The sequence below is a fragment of the Thermosynechococcus sp. M3746_W2019_013 genome (assembly GCF_015296045.1).
Classification (GTDB): domain Bacteria; phylum Cyanobacteriota; class Cyanobacteriia; order Thermosynechococcales; family Thermosynechococcaceae; genus Thermosynechococcus.
The window spans coordinates 30,395-45,059 of record NZ_DVDW01000035.1; the positions used below are offsets into that span (position 1 = coordinate 30,395).

Sequence of the window (14,665 nt, forward strand, 5' to 3'; positions counted from 1 at the left end):
TATGGCTCGTGATTTCTATGAGATCTTAGGTGTCTCACGGTCTGCGGATGCTGAAGAATTAAAACGAGCCTATCGGCGCTTGGCTCGCAAGTATCACCCCGATGTCAACAAAGAACCGGGCGCTGAAGAAAAATTCAAGGAAATCAACCGCGCCTACGAGGTGCTCTCGGATCCCCAAGCGCGAGCCAACTACGATCGCTTTGGCGAAGCCGGCGTGAGTGGTGTCGGAGCTGCTGGCTTTAGTGACTTTGGTATTGGCGATATGGGTGGCTTCGCCGATATTTTTGAAACCTTCTTTGGGGGGTTTGCCACTGGCAGTCGGCGGCAGCAAGGACCCACTCGAGGTGATGATCTACGCTATGACCTGAAACTGGAATTTCGCGAAGCCGTTTTTGGCGGTGAAAAGGAAATTCGCATTAACCATTTGGAAACCTGTAAAACCTGTCAAGGCACAGGGGCAAAGCCCGGCACACGACCAGTTACCTGTAGTACCTGTGGTGGGATTGGTCAAGTGCGGCGATCGGCACGAACCCCCTTTGGCAGTTTTACCCAGCTAACCACCTGTCCAACCTGTGGCGGTTCCGGTGTGGTGATTGAAGATCGCTGTGAGTCCTGTGGCGGCCAAGGCCATATCCAAGTCAGCAAAAAGCTAAAAATTACCATTCCCGCTGGGGTGGACAACGGCACCCGGTTGCGGGTCTCAGGTGAAGGGGATGCCGGTTTGCGGGGAGGGCCCCCCGGCGATCTTTACGTCTACCTTTTTGTTCAACCTGATCCTGAGTTTCAGCGCGAAGGTAACAACATCCTGTCGCGGATTAAAATTAGCTACCTGCAAGCGATTCTGGGCTGTCGGATTCCCGTCAGCACCGTGGATGGGGAGGCAGAACTTAAAATTCCCGCAGGTACCCAACCCGGCACGGTGTTAGTCCTAGAAGGTCGCGGTGTTCCCCGGGTGGGCAATCCCGTGGCGCGGGGCGATCACCTAATTACCGTTGATGTCGAAATTCCCACCCATATCACCCATGAGGAGCGAGAACTGCTGGAGAAGTTGGCGAAAATTCGCGGCGAGCGCCTGGGCAAAGGCGGCTTAGAGGGCTTCCTCGGCAGTCTATTTGGTGGTTAGGCAGTATTGCCTAAAATAGAAAAAAATTTGGGGGCGCTGGCCATGCTGACTGAGGTTTTGACAGCCTTGGATCAAGGAAATTTCCAGCAAGCAGAAAAATTGCTGGCCACTTTGCCGCCGGGGGATGCGCGTCTACTTCTATGCCGAGGCCAACTCTATCTCAAGACAAACCGGCTAGAGGAGGCTGAGTCAGACTTTTGCCAATTACTGCGGCTAAACTGTGGCCCCAAGCTGATGCAAATGGCACGGCGCGGCCTCGAAAAAATTGAGCAAATTCGCCAACAGCAGCGGCAGCAGGCCATTTTAGAAACCCATGCTGTGGTGGGGGTAGAGCAGCAGGGTGTTCTGATCCTCGAAGGGGTGGCTGCCCCGGAGCAGCGGGTAATTCTTGCCCGCCTTTTGGCCACCATGTTTAAGATTGATGCCTATACGGCGCGTCTTTTGATCCCGTCGCGGGGCTGGCGTTTGATCCGCACGGGCAACTTTGCGGAACTCACCGTTTATTGCCAAGAACTAAAGCAGCAGGGGTTTACCCTCTTTTGTGTCCCCTTTGAGGCGCTGACAGCCACCCCCGTCTTGCAGGTGCGTTATTTTGCGGCCTTAGAGCCACAGCCGCGTGTGGTGTGTACCACTTCCCTATCATCCGCGCCAGTGGAGTTTACGTTTACTTGGTCACAGGTGAGCCAGCGAGTGGAGGGGTTGCTGCCGATTTTTGAGCAGGTGTTCGATCGCGATCGCCAAGGGAAAGTCACGCGCAAACAACAAATTCAGGATCATGCCCAGTGCTGTGATCTCCACCTGTTGCAGCAAAATCAAATCCTGCGCTTTTATCGCGGCGGTTACCAGTTTCACCAAGGGATTCCCCTGAGTCACGGGGCCGAGGTGATCCAGCGTGAGTTGGATTTGGATCAACATACCTCATGGGCAAAGTGGCGGCAGTTATCGAGTCTTTGGCAGCAGCACTGTGGCGATCGCCCCGTCTGGCAAGACTTCACCAGCTTTGCAGAAACCGCCTTGGACTTTACAGAACTCCTGAGTAAAATTCCCCCCCACCTTAACCTCTTTCGCCGTGAGGACAGTCCTTGGGATGCCGCCTTCATGCTCTACAGCAGTCTAGCCTTTCACCGTGCCCGCAGTGGCAGCAACCGCTAAGCTAGAAACAGAAGTCTGCTCGTGCGAGTATCTGTGCTGCACCGACTCCAACAAGCAATTAAAAACGATCTCATTGCCGGTCTGCTGGTGGTGATCCCGCTAGCAACGACGATTTGGCTATCGATTTCTGTTTCCAGTTGGGTCCTGGATCTCCTCACCCGTATTCCCAAGCGAGTGAACCCTTTCAAAACCTGGCACCCCCTGCTGGTGGATTTGCTCAATGTAGCCGTGGGGATTGTTGTGCCCTTAACAGGCATCTTGCTCATTGGCTTGATGGCGCGCAATATCTTTGGCCAGTGGCTATTGAACACCGGTGAGAGCATTCTCCAGCGCATTCCCTTGGCGGGCACAACCTATAAAGTGCTGCAACAACTCCTAGAGACGATTCTGCGGGACTCGCGCGATCGCTTTCGCCGTGTGGTGCTCGTAGAATACCCACGTCCGGGCTTGTGGGCCGTGGCCTTTGTCACTGGCACAGTTAATGGTTCATTGCAAACGGTCTTTTCCGAGCCAATGTTGAGTCTATTTATCCCCTCCTCCCCTAACCCCACCACCGGTTGGTATGTGATTGCCAGTGAGCAGGAGGTGCGAGATTTGGATATTTCGATCGAGGACGCCTTTAAGCTAATTATTTCTGGAGGGATTGTTACACCGGGAACGGTGCCAACTTCGACGTTGCCCCCCACCACTGCTCTAGTACCCTAAGAACTTTTTTTGAGGATTAACCCATGATTACTGCTCGTCGTGTTGCTCGTGAATTGGCTTTGCTGAGTGGGGCTCAAGTGTTACGCCAACCAAAACTGCTGGATGAAAGCGACTGCCGCAGTTTGATCTTGATGGCCGTACGTACGCTGGCGAGTGATGTGCGCGATACCCTCGAACAGGCGGGCACCGAACTTAGTGAAAGTCAACGACTGCTCCGCCACAGTGAACTCCTGTTGCCCCACCTCGAAAAGGCACAGATGGTGCTTCAGGATGCCCTTCAGCGGGCGGAAAAGGGCTTGAACAAAATAGGCACTGCTTTGGATTTACCTGAGATCCTCTACTTTGCCCATCAGGAGGAAGTTCAGGCCTACGCGATCGCCATCCTCCGCTGTTTACAGCGATACCAAACAGAGATTGAAGAACTGGTAAATCGCTCAATGGTGGATTGGCAATTGGAGCGGCTGACGCAGCTAGATCGTGCCATTATTGAAATTGCTGTCGTCGAAATGCGTTACCTTGAAGTCGCTAAGCAGGTGGCAATTAACGAGGCCATTGAACTGGCCAAACGCTATAGCGATGAGGGCAGCCACCGCTTTATCAATGGCGTGCTGCGGCGGATTAGCGAAGCCCTTAACACGGCTCAGGCAGCCACCGGTAACTGAAAGGACTGCCACAATTGCTGCCGCCCCAACTCCACGTCCTCAGGCCGGCATTGCCAGTGGGGATGGGCACTCATGACTAAACTTTCGAGGGTTTCGCGATCAAAAAGATGCCAAACGGGGGCACCGTCAACAGGGTGAGCGATCGCCAGCAGATTTTCAGCGACACAGTGAATTTCTAAGCAGGTGGCCGCCCGCTGAATTTGCAACTGCTGCCCCGGTTGGAGCGATCGCACCGCCGCCATGATCTCCCGCAGCTCAGAGATGCTCTGGACGCAGACTCCTGGAATGGCCACCCGCTGCTGGGGATCTCCATTGACTTGCAGCCAATAATGACGGCTGGGATCAATTCCCAAAAGCCAAGGATCAACATCATCTAAGCGATAACGGGGCGCCAAGGAGAGTCCGTGCATCATCTATCTATTTCCTCAATCACAGTATCTATATCTGGCGATCGCTAGGGATCACGCCTCCCTTATGTAGTGTGATAAGTCTTCTTTATTTAATCAATCAAAGTTAATAATGCTTAATTTTCTGCTAATACTTGTTAACAAAACCCCGTCTTACCCTCAGGGAGATCACAGTTTTGTTACGGCAGTTACAGTGACTCCAGGGAAAATTGGTTAAAATAAGGTTAAAAATAGGTTAACGCCTGCGGGCAAAGGATAGATGAGCAATGGATAAATACGAAAAATACGAATTTTTATATCCCCACAGCCGTTACCGCGGTGAGTTTACACCTGAAAACTTTTTATTTGATGCCAACTTGCAGGAATTTGCGACCCGCGTGAGCTACATTGCCAGCCTCGAAAACAGCGGCAAACTCTCCCCTCAGGAAGCCTATAAGCAAATTAAAAATCTCTGGAAAGAATTAAAAGCCAGCAAAAAATGTTTGCTAGATACCCCACCCGCTAGCTAAGCTTGCAGGCGATGGAGCGTCTCTCGAATCAGTTCTGCCGGTACCCGATCGCAAATTTCCCCATGGCCAATGGCGGTGGGGAGAATAAACCGTACATTTTGCGCCTGCACCTTCTTGTCGTGCTGTAGGAGTGCCAGTAGTCCCTCCACATCAAAGTGGGCGGGGATCGTTGTTGGCAGCTTTGCTTTGAGAATCAGTGCCCGTTGGGCAGCGGCGGCTTCTGCGGACCAATACCCCAACGCCACAGCCAGTTCCCCAGCGGCAATCATACCAATGGCCACCGCCTCGCCGTGGTTCAAAAGACGATAGTTGCCCATACTTTCAAGGGCATGGCCAATCGTATGCCCATAATTCAAAATGGCACGCAGCCCCGCTTCCCGCTCATCCTTGCTAACCACATCCACCTTCGCTTGGCAGGAACGCTGCAGGACTTGGAGCAACTGCTCAGAGGGCAGAGCACCCATGCGATCCAAGCGCGGCAACTGACTCAGCAAATGAAATAGCTCAGCATCCCAAATGACGCCGTACTTAATCACCTCTGCCATACCCGCACGAAATTCTCGCGGGGGCAGGGTTGCCAAAACATCGGGATCAATGACCACAAGACGGGGTTGATGAAAGGCACCAATGAGATTTTTGCCTTGGGGATGGTTTACCCCTGTTTTGCCGCCAATGGCCGCATCCACCATCGCCAACAAACTGGTGGGAATCTGAACCACAGCAATTCCCCGCAGCCATGTCGCTGCCGCAAAACCAGTCATGTCGCCAATGACGCCACCGCCAAGGGCAAAGAGGGTGGAACCCCGCTCTAAACGCTGAGTCAGGGCAGCATCATAAATCTTTTCAACAGTTCTGAGGGTTTTGTAGCGTTCCCCCGCCGGTAGGATACAGGGGGTAACCTGCCAGCCCCCTTGCGTTAATGCCTCTTGCACATCCGTGCCGTAGTGCCGCCAAATTTGTGGATTAGAAACGATGAGGGCAGGTGCTTTCGGGGTCAAGGGCGTATATGCGGCCAAAAGGGCAGGCAACTGCCGCCGGGTGTTGGCACCAATGGCAATCCAGTAGGAGTGCTCACCAAGGGGAACGGGAATCAGTCTTGTCATTGTAGGATTTGCGGGGGACATCGACACTGAGTATTTTCAATGTATTTTCAATCGTCACTGCCGGGGCGGGGAAAGGCTGGCCTCGCTTGCCAAGGCGCAAAAAATGGCAAAAGCAGCAGGGCTGGTAGGGCAGCGCCAATTGTAAAGAGAAAAAAGAGTGGCCACCCCATCATTTCCGCCGCTTTACCCGCAGGGGCCGCCAGGATATCCCGACTAAAAGCAAAGAGACTGGAGAGCAGCGCATACTGTGTTGCACTAAATTGGGGGTTGCAAAGACTCATTAAAAGAGCCGTTAGAGCAGCGATCGCCAGCCCTGCACAGAAGTTATCAACACTAATGGCAGCCACCATCACTGTTGGATTGGCACCGGCATTGGCCAAAATAAAGTAGGAGATATTGCTAGAAGCTTGCAATCCCCCCATAATCCACAGGGCACGGTGAATACCAATTTGACTGATGGCCGCTCCCCCGACAAGGGCGCCAACGATGGTGGCAATCAGCCCCACCCCCCCTTGTACGGCGCCAATTTGGGTTTGGCTAAAGCCCTGCTGCAACAGGAAAGGGGTCATCATATTGCCCGTGAGGGCATCCCCCAAGCGATAGAGGCAGATAAAGAGCAAAATAATCAGCCCCGTTCCCCAGCCGTAGCGCTGGAAAAAATCAAGGAAGGGTCGAGTGACTGCCTGTGCCAATGACGGCGGAGCCGGGGGATGCACCTCTGGTTCCGGTGCCCAAAAAGTAGTGACCATGCCCACCACCATTAGCAGCGCCATCAGGGCGTAAACCACTGGCCAGGGCAGTTGATCCGCAAGGATCAAGGCTAGGGAACCGGTGACCAAAAGCGCAATGCGATAGCCAAGGACATAAATACCCGCACCTGCTCCCATTTCAAGGGGTTCGAGGACATCGGCACGGTAGGCATCCACAGCAATATCTTGACTGGCGCTCAAGAAGGCAATGGCGAAGGCATTTATCGCCAACAGCTGCAGGCTCCCTCTGGGATCCTGCACCGCCATCAGGGCGATCGCCCCCAACAGGAGCACCTGAATCAGTAGTAACCAGCCCCGCCGCCGTCCCAAAAAGGGAATCCTATAGCGATCCAGCAAGGGGGACCAGAGAAACTTCAGGGAGTAGGGCAACCCCACAAGGCTAAAGAGGCCAATGGCCGTCAAGTCAATGCCCTCAACGGTCATCCATGCTTGCAGCGTTCGGCTGGTGAGAAACAGCGGCAACCCTGACGAAAAACCTAACAAGAGCAGTGCCGCCATTTTGCGACTTTGAAAAACCCGTAGGACTGCGCCGATTCCCGCCATTCATTTCGTTCCACTGCTTGAGACTTGCCCTAGTGTAGAGCAAAAGCGGCAGTGACCTAAAGACCACTGACCTAACTGATGCGGCTAGGGCGAAAAGCAGGCCGGCACGTGTCCAGGGAAACAGGAACAGGTTCAACGTGCCAAATCTCCTTGCAGTACTCGGCAATCGTGCGATCGCTGGAGAATTTGCCCATGCGCGCCACATTGAGAATAGACATCTGTGTCCAGTGGCTCTTATTGCGGAAGGCTTGGGCTGCCCGCTGTTGACAGTCCACATAGGATTGGTAGTCCGCCAAGAGCATATATGGATCCTCATTGAGCAGGGAACTGACAATCGGTTCAAATAGCCCCGGCTCACGTGGATTGAAGTAGTTGGAAATCAGGCTGTCAATTACCTTCTTGAGCATTGGGTTGCTGTTGTAGTACTCGCGGGGATTGTAGCCTTCCGCTTTCAGGCTCATCACCTCTTGCGCTGTCAGACCAAAAAGGAAAAAGTTCTCTGCCCCCACCTCTTGGCGGATTTCCACATTTGCACCATCCAGCGTCCCAATTGTCAGGGCGCCATTGAGAGCAAACTTCATATTCCCAGTGCCAGAGGCCTCTTTCCCAGCGGTAGAGATCTGCTCCGAAAGATCGGCAGCGGGATAGACCATTTCACCCAGGGAGACGGAGTAGTTGCTGAGGAACACCACTTTGAGGCGACCATTCACATCGCTGTCGTGGTTGACCATATCGGCCACAGAATTGATCAGCTTGATGATCATCTTGGCCATGAAGTAGCCGGGAGCTGCCTTGCCGCCAAAAATAAATGTGCGCGGTTGAATGTCAATGCTGGGGTTGGCCTTAATTTGTTCGTAGAGCGTAATGATGTGGAGGACAGCCAAATGTTGACGTTTGTACTCGTGGATGCGCTTAATTTGAATGTCAAAGAGGGAGTAGGGATCCACCTCGATTTGGTTGTTGCGCCAGATGTACTCCGCCAAGCGCTCTTTGTTGGCTTGTTTGATTTGTTGCCACTTCGCCTGAAAAGCAGGATCGGTCGCGTAGGGTTCTAGGCCGCGCAGGTCGTCAAGGTGGGTAATCCAGCGATCGCTCTGCAGCGTTTCGGTAATCAGACTGGCCAAGCGGGGATTACTCATCAGGAGCCAACGGCGGGGGGTAATGCCATTGGTTTTGTTCTGGAACTTGTTTGGGTACATCTCATAGAAGTCCCGCATCAGCTCCTGTTTGATCAGCTCTGTGTGCAGTTCTGCCACTCCATTGACCGTATGGCTGCCAACACAGGCCAGATGTGCCATGCGCACCTGCTTGGGATAACCTTCCTCAATCAGGGACATCCGTGCCAACCGCGCGGTATTGCCAGGGTAGCGCAGGCGAACCTCATTTAGAAAGCGGTAGTTAATCTCGTAAATGATTTCCAAGTGGCGTGGTAGCAGTTGACCAAAGAGATCCACCGACCAGCGTTCAAGGGCTTCCGCCAGCAGCGTGTGGTTGGTATAGGCAAAAGTGCGCTGGGTGATGTGCCACGCTTTTTCCCACGTCAGTTGGTACTCATCCACCAGCAATCGCATCAGTTCAGCCACAGCAATGGCGGGGTGGGTATCATTGAGCTGAATGGCCACCTTGTCGGGGAAGGCATCAAAGCTAGTGTGCCGACGCAAGTAGAGGCGGATAATGTCCTGCAACGAACAGGCGACAAAGAAATACTGTTGCCGCAGCCGCAATTCTTTCCCCTGGGGGGTGTTGTCGTTGGGGTAGAGGACCTTCGAGATGTTCTCACTAAAGGTTTTTTCAGAGACTGCTTGGGTGTAGTCCCCCGCGTTAAACACCTGAAGGTTGAAGTCTTGGGCTGCACGGGCACTCCACAGACGGAGCGTATTCACCGTATTTTTGCCATAGCCGGGAATTGGCGTATCGTAGGGCGTGCCAAAAACGGTAGTGCTGGGGATCCAACGGACACGGTAGTGCCCTTGGGCATCGGTGTAGGCTTCAGTGTGACCGCCAAACTTAACTTCAACGTTGTAATCCGGACGGGCAATCTCCCAAGGGTTGCCAAAGCGCAACCAGTTGTCGGGGACTTCGTGCTGCCAGCCATTGGTGATAATTTGCTCGAAAATGCCAAACTCGTAGCGAATGCCGTAGCCAACAGCGGGAATTTCAAGGGTCGCGAGAGAGTCGAGGAAACAAGCCGCCAAGCGTCCTAAACCGCCATTGCCTAGCCCCGGTTCCGGTTCGCGCTCCATCAGTTCATTGAGGTCAAGGCCAAAATCGGCCATTGCCTGTTTCGTTTGCTCGTAGAGGCCGACGTTAATCAGGTTGTTCAGGAGCAAGCGACCAATGAGAAACTCTGCCGACAGGTAATAGACCACCTTGGCATCCTGCTCAAAATAGGTTTGGGCGGTTTTAATCCGCCGATGCAGCAGGCGATCGCGCACCGTGTAGGCCAGGGCCATGAAGTAATCGTAGGGCGTGGCAAACATGGCATCCTTGCCCTGGATGTAGTGGAGATTATCAACAAAGGCGCGCTTCAGGGTTTGCACTGTCATCCCTGTGCGATCGCTCTCGATATACAAATCGCAGTGTTCGTCGTTGGCAGTAGGGTGGGTGTGGGAAACCGAATGAACAGGATAACCGTTAGGAGTGTCGGGATTATTCATGAAAACTGTGGCTCTGCAGGAATCGGAAATAACTTAACTTAAGGCTAATACAGATTTGTGAAATGTACATTAGATTACCACTGCGGGAATTTTAATAATTGATTTATCCGCCTTTACATTTTTTTAATCTTCTCAAAGGGTCCCCGAAGGGCTTGGACAATCCCTAGTCAAACCAACCAATTTCCGCATCCCCAAGGGAAGAGGCATTGGGATTGGGGGTAGGAATTTCATTGACAAGGGGCTTAAATCCCACCTCCTCAAAACGGTAGGGCTGAGGGGCAGTGAGTTGGCGAATGACTGCCTTGGCCTCTTCAAATTTGGCTTCTAGGGCTTGATGGCGGGTTTGGAGTTCCTGAAGCGCGGTGTCGAGCGCTTGGGCGCGATCGCGCCACCTTTGTAATTCCTGTTGCAGTTGTTCTATCTGGGCGCTGTGAGCAGTTTTCTCAGCTTCTACGGCTGCTAAGGCTGCTTTGAGGGTGGCCAGTTCTTGCTCTAGTTCTGCCTTGGTGGGCTGATGACGACTCCGCTTGCTGGAGGCTGGACGCTGCTTAGCGACCTCTTGCCGCAGTAAATCGCTGAGATTTTGGGGTTCCATCAAAGGATGAAATTACTGGCACAACAACCGTCTTTCCCCTACTGATCTTTGCATAAAATTCGCACTGATAGGATATAATCGCTTGGAATTCTTTTGGCTGTGAGAGTGAAATATGCTAGCCTTGACCACAACGCCGCTGACCACAGAGCAGGCACATCTCAAGATTCAGGGGGGCTATCGGTTAGCGGGTGAGGTGAGGATTAGCGGAGCCAAGAATTCAGCATTAGTCTTGATGGCGGGGGCACTCCTAGCAGCGGATACAACGATTCTCCGTGCCGTGCCTGATCTAGCAGATATTCGCCGCCTGGGGGAAATTCTACAATCATTGGGGGTCAAGGTACAACGCTTTGGGAGTGAGGCGATCGCCATTGATGCCACAGCACTAAATACCAACGATCCCCCCTATACCCTAGTCAGCCAACTGCGGGCAAGTTTTTTTGTCATTGGTCCTTTGGTGGCGCGGTTGGGTGTTGCCCGCGTCCCCTTGCCAGGGGGGTGCGCCATTGGTGCCCGTCCGGTGGAACTGCATGTGCGTGGTCTGCAAGCAATGGGTGCCGAAGTTACGATCGATCATGGGGTTGTCACCGCCAGTGCGGCCAAACTTAAAGGAACACGGATTTACTTGGACTATCCCAGCGTCGGTGCCACCGAAACATTAATGATGGCCGCCACCCTTGCCGAGGGGGAAACCACGATTGAAAATGCTGCCCAAGAACCCGAAGTGGTGGATTTGGCCAACTTCTGTATCACGATGGGGGCCAAAATCTATGGCGCCGGCACCAATTCGATCACGATTGTTGGGGTGGATCGCCTCCACGGCACTGAATACGAAATCATCCCCGATCGCATTGAAGCGGGTACATTTCTGTTGGCAGCTGCTGTCACCCGCTCGGCCATTACTCTTGCACCTGTGATTCCCAGCCACCTGACCCCTGTGGTTGCCAAACTCGAAGAGATGGGAGCGAAGATTGAATTTCCCGATCCCACCCGTGCCTGCTTCACCCCTGCCCAGTGCTATCGTGCCACCGACATTGAAACGCTCCCCTACCCCGGCTTTCCCACGGATATGCAGGCGCTGATGATGACGTTGCTGGCGATCAGTGAGGGCAATAGTTTAGTCAGTGAAACCGTGTTTGAAAATCGCTTTGGCCATGTGGCTGAACTGAATCGCATGGGTGCCGATATTCGCGTCAAGGGGAATCACGCTGCCATTCGCGGGGTGCCCCATCTTTCCGGTGCACCGGTAACAGGTACGGATTTGCGCGCCACAGCGGCTTTAGTTGTTGCTGGACTGGCTGCCCACGGCGAAACCCACGTCTATGGCTTGCAGCACTTAGATCGGGGCTACTGGCAAATCGAAGCCAAATTGCGGGGTTTGGGCGCACAGCTAGAGCGCTATGTTCCCAGTACAGTTCCTTCTCCAGTTTTGTAGGCCGGCCTTGGGGGCAATCACGATCTCGTTTCCCATCCCCCCTGTCCATTGCGCCATCACCTTCCTGAGCACTTCAGCCACGGTGGGCGTCCAATACTCCCAAGCACCTAGGGGTAGGGCCAATGCCCCCCAATAGGCACCAAAAAGACAGCTTAAGAGCAAAGCAGCACTGGGTTGGTGTTTGCTGACAATTTGATGGGCCAGTTCTAAGTCCCAAGGGGCGATCGCCAAGGCATAGCGGAGCATGTCTCCTCTCTGGGGGGGGACAGGCAAAGGCTCAGGTGCCCAAGCTGCTTCTAGGTACTCATGGAGCAGGGTCTGAATCTCCTGCACCCCTTCGGGGACTGAAACCAAAGGTTGATCCCATGATGCCAACAACTGTGGCAGCTGAACTGGCCACTCCCCTTGGTCAGGGGCTAACCATTGGTGGGGCAATGTCTGCGCTAAATTGCCCTTCTCTTTAGCGAGCCCCCATAGGAGTCCAAGGAGGGCGCCGCGAAACTGCTCATAGACCCCACCTCTGACCATTACACAGGTTGTTTTTGACCAACGACAGCATAGAAGGGATCGATAAATCCCAGCCAAGACCAAGGGCGAGGCAGATGCGTTTCAATCACCTTGAGGGCAGGAATGCTGTTGATATAGGTTTGCACCAACTGCACGCGATCGCCCTCGTTACCCTCACGCCACGCCCGAATCGCTTTTTCAAAAAACATGCGATTCGAGAAGCTGACAATAACTACCCCTTGGGGCTTAAGGATGCGGGCAATTTCCGTAAAAGTTGCCTCAGGATATTGGAGGTACTGCACCGACACCGCCATCAACACGGCATTAAAACTGGCATCCTCTAGGGGTAAGGCCAACTCTTCATTGAGATTCTGAACAAAATAACGATCCAGCCGGGGGTTGCGGGCTAGCTCCGCCGCATTCATCCCATGCCCCACCACTTCCTGAAAGGATAGCTCTGGCGGCAGATGGGAGACCCAACTACTCATTAGGTCCAAGACTCGCATCTGCGGCTGCAAGTATTGACGGTAGAGATCCGTAAGGCGGGCCAGAAAGAAATCATCCACATGGGTGACAAAGCGCGGTGCTGCATAAAAGAGGTCATCACTACGGCTGTCCAATTTCGTCCGCTGGTGGGGATTGAGAATCATGGGGCTAACTGCTGAGCAATCTCCTTTTGAAGATAACGAACAACCTCGGTTAAGGGGAGGGTGGATTTCGCCCCTGTTGCCCGGATGATGAGTTCCACTTCCCCATGGGCGATCGCCCGTCCTGTCACCAGTCGATAGGGAATGCCAATCAAATCCGCATCTTTGAATTTCACCCCTGCCCGCTCATCGCGATCGTCGAGGAGCACCTCAATCCCTGCCGCCTGAAGCTGCTCGTAAAGATCAGTGGCCGCCTGCATTTGCTGCGCATCCTCAATGTTGGGCACAACAATAATCACCTGATAGGGGGCGATCGCCAGCGGCCAGATAATCCCTTGGGCGTCGTGGTGCTGCTCCACCGCCGCCTGTGCCAAGCGGGAAACGCCGATGCCGTAGCAACCCATCACCAGAGGCACCTCTTCCCCCTGCTCATTGGTGTAGGTGGCCTTCATTGCCTCAGAATACTTGGTGCCCAACTGGAAAATATGGCCAATTTCAATGCCCCGTGCCGTTTCTAGGTGCTGCGTTGGATCATGGCAGGCGCGATCGCCCGCCTGGGCTTTGCGAACATCGGCAATAATTGCTGGCAAGGGACAGGATTTGCCCCAGTTCACCCCCACCCGATGCTGTTGATCGCGATTGGCTCCCGTAATAAATCGCTTTAACTCCACCACGGTGCGATCGGCAATGCGAATCCACTGGGGAATAATTTGGGAATCGGCCTTAATAACGGCATCTTCTAAATCAGGGCCAATGTAACCAAAGGGAATGGGGGTGGCTGCCCACTCTTGGGCTGTATTGGCATCTGCCAGCCGCAGATCCAGCAGTTTTGTTGCCCCGTAGTTGGGCGCAAGGGAAGTGAGGGTGTTGTGCAGCTTGACGCTGTTCACCTCTTGATCGCCGCGAATACTCACCAGCACAAGACCCACTCGCCCATTATCGAAGACTGCTCGATAGAGGACATTTTTCACAATTTGCGTAGGATGGCACTGCAACTGCTCAACCAGGGCATCAATCGTCGCTGCATTGGGGGTATCCAGCGTCGCCACCTTTTTGTAGGTTGTCGGCACTGCGTCAGGGGGGAGCGAGACGGCCTTTTCCACATTGGCAGCATATTGGCCGTCAGCCGTATAGAGCACCTCATCTTCGCCGGCGGCAGCCAGTACCATAAACTCATGGGAACCCGATCCGCCAATCGCACCCGAATCGGCCTCCACGGCTCGAAACCTCAGGCCACAGCGCTGCAGAATACGACTATAGGTGTCGTACATCACCTGGTAGGTTTCCTTGAGACTAGCCACATCGGCATGGAAGGAGTAGCCGTCCTTCATAATGAATTCCCGTCCCCGCATTAGGCCAAATCGCGGGCGAATCTCATCGCGAAATTTCGTTTGAATTTGGTACAGGTGCACGGGCAACTGACGATAGGAGCGAATCAAGTCCTTGGCGAGGGCAGTGATCACCTCCTCATGGGTAGGCCCCAGTCCCAACTGCCGCTCAGCGCGATCGGTGAGGGAAAACATAATCCCTTCGGCTTTGGTATAGGTGTCCCAACGACCCGATTCTTGCCACAGTTCAGCAGGTTGCAATTGCGGCAGCAAACATTCCAAGGCGCCACTGCGGTTCATTTCTTCACGAACAATTGCACTCACTTTTTGCAACACTCGCCACATCAAAGGCAGATAGCTATAGATGCCACTGGCAATCCGCCGAATATATCCCGCCCGCAGCAATAATTTGTGGCTGGGAATTTCTGCTTCCGCTGGATCATCGCGGAGGGTAACAAAGAGCATTTGGGAGAGGCGCATACCTGGGCTATCGATACTGCACAGAGCCTCTATTTTACGATGACC

14 protein-coding genes are annotated in these 14,665 nt (G+C 53.7%); 6 read left to right on the forward strand and 8 right to left on the reverse strand.

Features of this window, described 5'->3' with window-relative positions; translation table 11 throughout:
• The first annotated feature begins 1 nt into the window (after position 1).
• The 4 genes from dnaJ to nusB are packed head-to-tail and all read left to right on the forward strand — an operon-like array spanning position 2 to position 3,642.
• The gene (dnaJ, locus tag IGQ16_RS07005; RefSeq protein ID WP_024125711.1) at positions 2-1,123 is read left to right on the forward strand and encodes a molecular chaperone DnaJ; all 1,122 of its coding nucleotides are present in this window, start codon (positions 2-4) and stop codon (positions 1,121-1,123) included.
• Between the two features lie 42 nt (positions 1,124-1,165).
• A complete protein-coding gene (locus tag IGQ16_RS07010) occupies positions 1,166-2,275 on the forward strand; it encodes a tetratricopeptide repeat protein (protein WP_297060740.1) in 1,110 nt (369 codons plus the stop codon).
• Positions 2,276-2,308: 33 nt separating this feature from the next.
• Positions 2,309-2,980, forward strand: a complete 672-nt coding sequence (locus IGQ16_RS07015; protein ID WP_297060742.1) for a DUF502 domain-containing protein — start codon at positions 2,309-2,311, stop codon at positions 2,978-2,980.
• Between the two features lie 23 nt (positions 2,981-3,003).
• Complete coding sequence (gene nusB / locus IGQ16_RS07020; protein ID WP_024125708.1) at positions 3,004-3,642, forward strand: transcription antitermination factor NusB; 639 nt, start codon at positions 3,004-3,006, stop codon at positions 3,640-3,642.
• Here nusB and IGQ16_RS07025 read toward each other — a convergent pair.
• Complete coding sequence (locus IGQ16_RS07025; protein ID WP_297060744.1) at positions 3,621-4,055, reverse strand: hypothetical protein; 435 nt, start codon at positions 4,053-4,055, stop codon at positions 3,621-3,623. The two genes, nusB and IGQ16_RS07025, sit on opposite strands and share 22 nt — an antisense overlap.
• Positions 4,056-4,315: 260 nt before the next feature.
• Here IGQ16_RS07025 and IGQ16_RS07030 point away from each other — a divergent pair, with 260 nt between their 5' ends.
• Positions 4,316-4,558, forward strand: coding sequence for a hypothetical protein (locus IGQ16_RS07030; protein ID WP_024125706.1), 243 nt, complete (start codon positions 4,316-4,318; stop codon positions 4,556-4,558).
• On the opposite strand, the gene aroB is transcribed toward IGQ16_RS07030, so the two are convergent.
• The 4 genes from aroB to IGQ16_RS07050 form a co-directional block, all read right to left on the reverse strand.
• Complete coding sequence (gene aroB, locus IGQ16_RS07035; protein ID WP_297060747.1) at positions 4,555-5,661, reverse strand: 3-dehydroquinate synthase; 1,107 nt, start codon at positions 5,659-5,661, stop codon at positions 4,555-4,557. The two genes, IGQ16_RS07030 and aroB, sit on opposite strands and share 4 nt — an antisense overlap.
• 47 nt (positions 5,662-5,708) lie before the next feature.
• Entirely contained in the window at positions 5,709-6,974 is a 1,266-nt protein-coding gene (locus IGQ16_RS07040; RefSeq protein ID WP_297039797.1) for an AmpG family muropeptide MFS transporter, read from the reverse strand.
• 71 nt (positions 6,975-7,045) lie between these two features.
• Positions 7,046-9,631 (reverse strand): glycogen/starch/alpha-glucan phosphorylase, encoded by a 2,586-nt coding sequence (locus IGQ16_RS07045; RefSeq protein ID WP_024125703.1) that lies wholly within the window; start codon positions 9,629-9,631, stop codon positions 7,046-7,048.
• Between the two features lie 163 nt (positions 9,632-9,794).
• On the reverse strand, positions 9,795-10,226 hold the full coding sequence (locus IGQ16_RS07050) for a hypothetical protein (RefSeq protein WP_024125702.1): 432 nt from the start codon (positions 10,224-10,226) through the stop codon (positions 9,795-9,797).
• A gap of 112 nt (positions 10,227-10,338) precedes the next feature.
• Between IGQ16_RS07050 and murA the strand changes: the two genes are divergently transcribed.
• Complete coding sequence (murA, locus tag IGQ16_RS07055) at positions 10,339-11,658, forward strand: UDP-N-acetylglucosamine 1-carboxyvinyltransferase (RefSeq protein WP_297039791.1); 1,320 nt, start codon at positions 10,339-10,341, stop codon at positions 11,656-11,658.
• Here the strand turns inward: murA and IGQ16_RS07060 are convergent.
• From IGQ16_RS07060 to IGQ16_RS07070, 3 genes are read right to left on the reverse strand one after another with little or no spacing between them, the layout of a single operon-like run.
• On the reverse strand, positions 11,614-12,186 hold the full coding sequence (locus tag IGQ16_RS07060; protein WP_297060749.1) for a hypothetical protein: 573 nt from the start codon (positions 12,184-12,186) through the stop codon (positions 11,614-11,616). The two genes, murA and IGQ16_RS07060, sit on opposite strands and share 45 nt — an antisense overlap.
• Positions 12,186-12,815: a methyltransferase domain-containing protein gene (locus IGQ16_RS07065; protein ID WP_297039786.1), complete on the reverse strand. Its 630-nt coding sequence runs from the start codon at positions 12,813-12,815 to the stop codon at positions 12,186-12,188. The genes IGQ16_RS07060 and IGQ16_RS07065 overlap by 1 nt, the downstream gene beginning before the upstream one ends.
• Entirely contained in the window at positions 12,812-14,620 is a 1,809-nt protein-coding gene (locus IGQ16_RS07070) for a proline--tRNA ligase (RefSeq protein WP_297060751.1), read from the reverse strand. Before IGQ16_RS07070 ends, IGQ16_RS07065 begins: the two co-directional genes overlap by 4 nt.
• Positions 14,621-14,665: the final 45 nt, after the last annotated feature.

Excerpts from the sequence above, each read along its gene's own strand:
- IGQ16_RS07070 (WP_297060751.1), bottom strand. The coding sequence starts at position 14,620 with ATGCGCCTCTCCCAAATGCTCTTTGTTACCCTCCGCGATGATCCAGCG.
- IGQ16_RS07045 (WP_024125703.1), bottom strand. The coding sequence starts at position 9,631 with ATGAATAATCCCGACACTCCTAACGGTTATCCTGTTCATTCGGTTTCC.
- IGQ16_RS07060 (WP_297060749.1), bottom strand. The coding sequence starts at position 12,186 with ATGGTCAGAGGTGGGGTCTATGAGCAGTTTCGCGGCGCCCTCCTTGGA.
- IGQ16_RS07010 (WP_297060740.1), top strand. The coding sequence starts at position 1,166 with ATGCTGACTGAGGTTTTGACAGCCTTGGATCAAGGAAATTTCCAGCAA.
- IGQ16_RS07040 (WP_297039797.1), bottom strand. The coding sequence starts at position 6,974 with ATGGCGGGAATCGGCGCAGTCCTACGGGTTTTTCAAAGTCGCAAAATG.
- nusB (WP_024125708.1), top strand. The coding sequence starts at position 3,004 with ATGATTACTGCTCGTCGTGTTGCTCGTGAATTGGCTTTGCTGAGTGGG.
- IGQ16_RS07030 (WP_024125706.1), top strand. The coding sequence starts at position 4,316 with ATGGATAAATACGAAAAATACGAATTTTTATATCCCCACAGCCGTTAC.
- IGQ16_RS07065 (WP_297039786.1), bottom strand. The coding sequence starts at position 12,815 with ATGATTCTCAATCCCCACCAGCGGACGAAATTGGACAGCCGTAGTGAT.
- aroB (WP_297060747.1), bottom strand. The coding sequence starts at position 5,661 with ATGACAAGACTGATTCCCGTTCCCCTTGGTGAGCACTCCTACTGGATT.
- IGQ16_RS07050 (WP_024125702.1), bottom strand. The coding sequence starts at position 10,226 with ATGGAACCCCAAAATCTCAGCGATTTACTGCGGCAAGAGGTCGCTAAG.
- IGQ16_RS07025 (WP_297060744.1), bottom strand. The coding sequence starts at position 4,055 with ATGATGCACGGACTCTCCTTGGCGCCCCGTTATCGCTTAGATGATGTT.
- murA (WP_297039791.1), top strand. The coding sequence starts at position 10,339 with ATGCTAGCCTTGACCACAACGCCGCTGACCACAGAGCAGGCACATCTC.
- dnaJ (WP_024125711.1), top strand. The coding sequence starts at position 2 with ATGGCTCGTGATTTCTATGAGATCTTAGGTGTCTCACGGTCTGCGGAT.